General features: G+C 69.8%; 5 protein-coding genes. 2 read left to right on the top strand and 3 right to left on the bottom strand.

The annotated features are described in order from the left end of the window. The 3 genes from DCO49_RS19305 to DCO49_RS19315 form a co-directional block, all read right to left on the bottom strand. On the bottom strand, window positions 1–416 hold a 416-nt coding region (locus DCO49_RS19305; protein WP_116865367.1), incomplete at its 3' end, for an AMIN domain-containing protein. An 81-nt stretch (window positions 417–497) separates the two neighbouring features. After that, window positions 498–980: a tRNA (adenosine(37)-N6)-threonylcarbamoyltransferase complex ATPase subunit type 1 TsaE gene (gene tsaE / locus DCO49_RS19310; protein WP_116865368.1), complete on the bottom strand. Its 483-nt coding sequence runs from the start codon at window positions 978–980 to the stop codon at window positions 498–500. Continuing rightward, a complete protein-coding gene (locus DCO49_RS19315; protein ID WP_116865369.1) occupies window positions 977–2,461 on the bottom strand; it encodes an NAD(P)H-hydrate dehydratase in 1,485 nt (494 codons plus the stop codon). Before DCO49_RS19315 ends, tsaE begins: the two co-directional genes overlap by 4 nt. Before the next feature lie 23 nt (window positions 2,462–2,484). On the opposite strand from DCO49_RS19315, the gene queG reads away from it, so the two are divergent. Then, entirely contained in the window at window positions 2,485–3,555 is a 1,071-nt protein-coding gene (queG, locus tag DCO49_RS19320) for a tRNA epoxyqueuosine(34) reductase QueG (RefSeq protein ID WP_116865371.1), read from the top strand. Between the two features lie 44 nt (window positions 3,556–3,599). Further along, window positions 3,600–4,931, top strand: coding sequence for an exodeoxyribonuclease VII large subunit (gene xseA / locus DCO49_RS19325; protein WP_116865370.1), 1,332 nt, complete (start codon window positions 3,600–3,602; stop codon window positions 4,929–4,931). The last annotated feature ends 214 nt before the right edge of the window (window positions 4,932–5,145 follow it).

Below are 5,145 nucleotides of genomic sequence, written 5' to 3' on the forward strand. Positions count from 1 at the left end.
GGGCGGGCGGCCGTTGCCGGGCCATCGCCCGGCCACTCGATCACCAGCTTGGATTCATTGCCTTCACGCTGCATCTGCGGGCGGAACGGCGACACCGACGCAGCAAGGTCGAAAACGACACGGAACGTGCCCGGCACCGGCTGACCGGTGCGGACGGCGGTGACCACGCCCTGCGCGGCCGGCATCTTCAGGTTGTGCACGGCGCTGGAATCGGGGAAGTCGATCACCAGACGGTTCGGCGAGGACAGCGACAGGGTTTTGTAGCCGCCGCTGCCCACCAGGGAGATCTCAGCGCGGGTACCGCTCGCGCCGGTATTGAGCTGGACCTGGCGGACCTCACCGGCCCACGCGCAGACGCTCGTCAGACCTAGTCCGACGGCGGCACAGATGGCGATGAGACGGTTCCCCAGGCGCATGGTCAGGATTCAATCACCGCGCTGAACGGAATGCAACACCTTTTTCCTTAATAATCCGTAACCTGCCGGTGTTTGTTCTCGTCAGCCGACAGAAATGGCCTGCAAGTCGCCCCCATCGGGAAGTCGACCCAGCCATTCACGGCCCGCGTCGCTGGCCCCAGTGAGACGGACGCGCCGCCCCTGCCCTTCGATTTCCAGTGCCACTATCAGATCGGTGGGCGGCAGCGCGCCGGCGCCGCGCTCAGGCCATTCGACCAGCCACAGCACCGCACTGCCCTCGTCCAGGCCGAGGAAATCCAGCTCACCGGCCTGGCCGATGCGGTACAGGTCCAGGTGCCACGCTTCGCCGCCACTGGACAGCGGATAGCGCTCGACCAGGGTGTAGGTGGGGCTGCGGATCGCACCCTGCACCCCGAGCGCGCGCAGCAGCGCACGGGCCGTGGTGGATTTGCCGGCGCCGAGGTTACCGCGCAGCTCGACCAGCGCCTGCGGGGGCCGCGTGGCGGCCAGCCACTGGCCCAGCAGTTCGGTGGCTTCGCTGTCGGCCAGGAAGAATTCAGTCATTGCAGGGGTTCCGGGTTGGCCAGCCGCCGCAGGGGCACCAGCAGATCAGTAGGGAGCAGACCACGCGCGCCATCGAGGGCAGCGACATCGCCGGCCAGCGCGTGCAGCAGCGCGCCACACGCGGCGGCATCGAAGGCATCCAGGCCCTGCGCGCGCAGGCTGGCGATGATGCCGGTGAGCAGGTCACCCATGCCGCCCACGGCCATGCCGGGATTGCCGGCGGCGATCAGGCGCGGAGTGCGGCCGGGGGCGGCGACGATGCTGCCGGCGCCCTTCAGCACCACCACGGCGTGGTAGCGCTCGGCCAGCGCCTGGGCGCAGTGGTAGCGATCGGCCTGGATGTCGGCCCTGTTGCATTCCAGCAGACGCGCGGCCTCACCCGGGTGCGGAGTCAGAATGGCATCGGGCAGCGCGCGTGGGTCGCGGGCGAGCAGGTTCAGCGCATCGGCATCGAGCACCAGCGGCTTGCCACAGGCCAGCACGCGGGTGAACAGCGCATGCGCCCAGTCGTCCTGGCCCAGGCCGGGGCCGATGGCCACGACCTTGGCCTTTTCAAGCAGGCCGGGCAGCGCGTCGCCATCTTCCAGCGCATGCACCATGGCCTCGGGCAGGCGCGCCAGCAGCGGGCCGACATGGTCGCCGCGGGTGCCGATGCTGAGCAGTCCGGCACCGGCGCGCAGGCCGGCCTCGGCAGCCAGGGCGATGGCCCCACCACTGCCGTGGTTGCCGCCCACGCACAGCACGTGGCCGGATTCGCCCTTGTGGGTATTGGCGCGCCGTGGCTTCAGCAATGCCGGCAAGCGCGCACCCGTCCAGTGCTCGGCCGCGGCCGAAACGCCCTGCCACGCCGCCTTGGGCAGCTGCAGCGCGGCCAGCGCGGGTTCGCCTGCGTGCTCCAGCGCGTCGCCGGTGTACAGGCCGCGGTGCGGCACGATGAACTGCAGGGTCAGCGCGGCGCGCACCGCGACGCCCGGCACCGTGCCACGGTCGGCGTCGACGCCGCTGGGCACATCCAGTGCGAATACCGGTGCGTCCTGTGTGTTCAGTGCTTCGATCACACCCTGTGCTGCACCTTCCGGCGCCCGGTCGAAACCCAGCCCGAACAGGCCATCCACCCAGATATCGGCCGCGGGCAGCGTTCCGTCAAATTCCGCCAGGGTTCCCCCGACGGACCTGAAATCCGATGTTGCCCGTTGCGCCAACGCGGTGGCTGGCGGTTTGCCCGGCAGGGTCAGCGCCGTTACCCGACGCCCGGCCAGCAGCGCATGTCGCGCCAGCACCAGGCCGTCGCCGCCGTTGTTGCCGCTGCCCACCACCACGCCCACATTCAGCGCCTGTGGCCAGTGCCGCAGCAGGCGCTGCCAGGCAGCCAGCCCGGCCTGGGCCATCAGCTCCCAGCCACCATCGCCCGCCAGCGCCGAGGCCTGGGCATCCAGCGCACGCGCAGCAGCAGAATCAAACAGATCGGCAAGGTTGGCCATGCGGAGATTTTATACTGATGCGCATGTTCCCCGCCCCTGCCCCCCTCGATCCGGCCCTGGCCGTGCAGCGCATCCGCGAACTCGCCCGTGCGCATGGCTTCCAGCGCTGCGGCATCGCCGGCATCGAGCTGGGCGAGGATGAGGCGCACCTGGCCGACTGGCTGGGCAAGGGCCTGTACGGGACGATGGACTGGATGGCCCGCCACGGCACCCTGCGCGCGCGCCCGGCCGAACTGCTGCCAGGGACGGTGCGGGTGATTTCGGTGGGCATGGATTACAGCCACAAGGACGACACCGAAGCCTGGGCGACCCTGGCCGATCCCGGCCGCGCCTATGTGGCGCGCTACGCGCTGGGCCGCGACTACCACAAGCTGATGCGCAACCGGCTGCAGAAGCTGGCCACGCAGATCAACGATGAGGTGGCGCCGCTGGGCTACCGCGTCTTCGTCGATTCGGCGCCGGTGCTGGAACGCGCGCTGGCGCGCAACGCCGGGCTCGGCTGGATCGGCAAGCACACCTGCCTGATCGACCGTCACGGCGGTTCCTGGTTCTTCATCGGCGAGATCTACATCGACATCCCGCTGCCGATCGACGCAGCGGCCACCGCGCACTGCGGCACCTGCACGCGCTGCATCGATGTCTGCCCCACCCAGGCCATCATCGCCCCGCAGCGGCTGGATGCACGGCGCTGCATTTCCTACCTGACCATCGAACACGACGGTGCCATTCCCGAAGACATGCGACCGCTGATCGGCAACCGCATCTACGGCTGCGACGACTGCCAGCTGGTCTGCCCCTGGAACAAGTTCGCCAAGCGCACCGACGAAGCGGATTTCCGTGCGCGCAACAATCTCGATACCGCACGCCTGGACCAGCTGTTCGCCTGGGATGAAGCCGAATTCCTGCGCCGCACCGAAGGCAGCCCGATCCGCCGCAGCGGCCACGAGCGCTGGCTGCGCAACATCGCGGTCGCGCTGGGCAATGCGCCGGCGTCGACCGACGCACTGGCCGCCCTGCACACCCGTATCGACGATCCCTCGCCCGTGGTGCGCGAGCACGTGCAGTGGGCGCTGGCCCAGCACGGCGCGCGCTGACGTGCGATCCTGAGCGCCCTGCTCCGCCCGTCACCGCCGTACCCATGCAGCCACGCAACAACGACGTCCTCACCCCCAGCCAGCTCAACACCCTGGCCCGCGACCTGCTGGAAGGCAGCTTCCCGGCGATCTGGGTCGAAGCCGAGCTGGGCAGCGTCGCCCGCCCCGCGTCCGGGCATCTGTACTTCACCCTGAAGGATGCGCGCGCACAGCTGCGTGCAGCGATGTTCCGGATGAAGGCGCAGTACCTGAAGTTCGTGCCGCGCGAAGGCATGCGCGTGCTGGTGCGCGGCAAGGTGACGCTGTACGACGCGCGTGGCGAGTACCAGATGGTGCTGGACCACATGGAAGAGGCCGGCGAAGGCGCACTGCGCCGCGCCTTCGAGGAGCTGAAGGCACGCCTGGAAGCCGAGGGCCTGTTCGACCCGGCGCGCAAGCGACCGATGCCGGCGCACGTGCAGCGCCTGGCGGTGATCACCTCGCCCACCGGCGCAGCCGTGCGCGACGTGCTGAGCGTGCTGGCCCGCCGTTTTCCGCTGCTGGAAGTGGACCTGCTGCCGACCCTGGTCCAGGGCAGCACCGCCGCCGCGCAGATCACCCGCCTGCTGCAGGCCGCCGATGCCAGCGGCCGCTACGACGTGATCCTGCTGACCCGCGGTGGTGGTTCGCTGGAAGACCTGTGGGCGTTCAATGACGAGGCGCTGGCCCGGGCGATCGCCGCCAGCGGCACGCCGGTGGTCTCGGCGGTAGGCCACGAAACGGACTTCAGCCTGAGCGACTTCGCCGCCGACCTGCGCGCGCCGACGCCGTCGGTGGCAGCCGAACTGCTGGTTCCCGACCAGCGCGAACTGACCCTGCGCCTGCGCCGCACGGCCGCGCGCATGGTGCAGCTGCAGCGGCACACGATGCAGCAGGCGATGCAGCGCGCCGACCGCGCCCTGCTGCGGCTGAACGCGCAGAGCCCGCAGGCGCGCCTGGACCTGCTGCGTCGTCGCCAGCTCGACCTGGGCCGACGCCTGCATGCGGCCTTCAACCAGCAGCAGGAGCGCCGCGCCGCACGCCTGCGCCATGCGGCAGCGGTGCTGCGCGGTCACCACCCGCAGCGCCAGCTGGACGAGATGCAGCGGCGCCTGACGGCCCTGCGCAGTCGCCCGCAGGCGGCACTGCAGCGCCTGCTGCAACGTGATGCCTTGCGCCTGCGCGGGCTGGCGCGCTCGCTGGAAGCGGTAAGCCCGCTGGCGACGGTGGCACGTGGTTACAGCATCCTGACCCGCAGTGACGACGGCACGCTGGTGCGTGAGGTCGGGCAGGTACAGGCGGGGGATGCACTGCAGGCGCGCGTAGGCGACGGCGTGATCGACGTGCTGGTCAAGTAAGGGGGGTGTTTGGCAGGGCTTGCAGCCCTGCACCTGCTGCAGATCAACAGCAACGTCAAAAGCCGAAGCCAAAGCCAAAGCCAAAGCAAAAGCGACTCTGGTTTTCTGCTGGTTGGGCGGGGCGGTGTGGGTGGTCAGGACACGCCGTAAACCCATCCATGGGGGCTCGATGGCGCCATCCATGGCGCCAACGGTCCTGCCCACCCACACCGCC

The sequence above is a fragment of the Stenotrophomonas sp. SPM genome (assembly GCF_003105135.1).
Taxonomy (GTDB): domain Bacteria; phylum Pseudomonadota; class Gammaproteobacteria; order Xanthomonadales; family Xanthomonadaceae; genus Stenotrophomonas.

Coding starts and splice junctions, on each gene's coding strand:
- tsaE (WP_116865368.1), bottom strand. CDS start 980: ATGACTGAATTCTTCCTGGCCGACAGCGAAGCCACCGAACTGCTGGGC.
- DCO49_RS19315 (WP_116865369.1), bottom strand. CDS start 2,461: ATGGCCAACCTTGCCGATCTGTTTGATTCTGCTGCTGCGCGTGCGCTG.
- queG (WP_116865371.1), top strand. CDS start 2,485: ATGTTCCCCGCCCCTGCCCCCCTCGATCCGGCCCTGGCCGTGCAGCGC.
- xseA (WP_116865370.1), top strand. CDS start 3,600: ATGCAGCCACGCAACAACGACGTCCTCACCCCCAGCCAGCTCAACACC.